Raw genomic sequence first — 884 nt, 5'->3', positions numbered from 1 at the left:
ACGAGCGTGTTGACGAAGAAGCCGATGAGGCTCTCCGTCTCCGCGTGGGTGCGGCCCGCGATGGGCGTGCCGACGCTGATGTCCTCCTGGCCGGAGTAGCGCGAGAGGAGCACCTGGAAGGCCGCCAGCAGGAGCATGAACGGTGTGACCGCCTCACGCTGGGCCAGGGCCTTGAGCGCACCCGCGAGCGGCAAGGGCAGCCGCAGCGGCTGCATGCCACCGTGGGACGACTGCACGGCGGGGCGCGGGAAGTCCGTGGGCAGCTCCAGGGGCGCTGCGTCCGCGAGGCGCTGACGCCAGTAGGAGAGCTGGGTCTCCAGGACGTCACCGTGCAGCCAGGAGCGCTGCCAGAGGGCGTAGTCGGCGTACTGGACGGGCAGCTCGGGCAGGGGCGAGGGCCGGCCGTCGGAGAAGGCCTGGTAGAGCGCGGCCACCTCGCGGACGAGGACGCCACGGGACCAGCCGTCGGAGACGATGTGGTGCAGGGTGAAGACGAGCACGTGCTCGGTGGGAGCGAGCTTCAGCAGCAGCGCGCGCACGAGAGGACCGGAGGCCAGGTCGAAGGGACGCTGGGCCTCGGTGGACGCCAGGCGCCGGGCCTCGTCGAGGGCGGACTCACCCAGGTGGGTGAGGTCCACCGTGGGCAGGAGCAGGTCGCTGGGGGAAGCGATGCGCTGGAAGGGCTGGCCCTGGCGAGAGGGGAAGGTGGTGCGCAGGGCCTCGTGGCGGCGGACCAGCTCGGTGAGGCTCTGGCGCAGGGCCTCGACGTGCAGCTCGCCATCCAGGCGGAGGATGGACGGGATGTTGTAGGTGGAGGCGCCAGGGACGAGCTGATCAATGAACCACAGGCGCTGCTGCGCGAAGGACAGCGGCAGCTCCCCCGT

Annotated in this window: 1 protein-coding gene; it reads right to left on the bottom strand. The window is 71.3% G+C overall.

Annotated features, from left to right (window positions below):
* Nucleotides 1-884, bottom strand: an 884-nt coding sequence (locus ACLEQD_RS44430; RefSeq protein WP_410391935.1) for a condensation domain-containing protein, incomplete at both ends; no start/stop codon positions are given.

Source organism: Corallococcus sp. 4LFB, assembly GCF_046520365.1.
GTDB classification, from domain to species: domain Bacteria; phylum Myxococcota; class Myxococcia; order Myxococcales; family Myxococcaceae; genus Corallococcus; species Corallococcus caeni.
The sequence above is the reverse complement of the archived record's forward strand: the minus strand, read 5'-3'. Positions and strand labels throughout refer to the sequence as shown.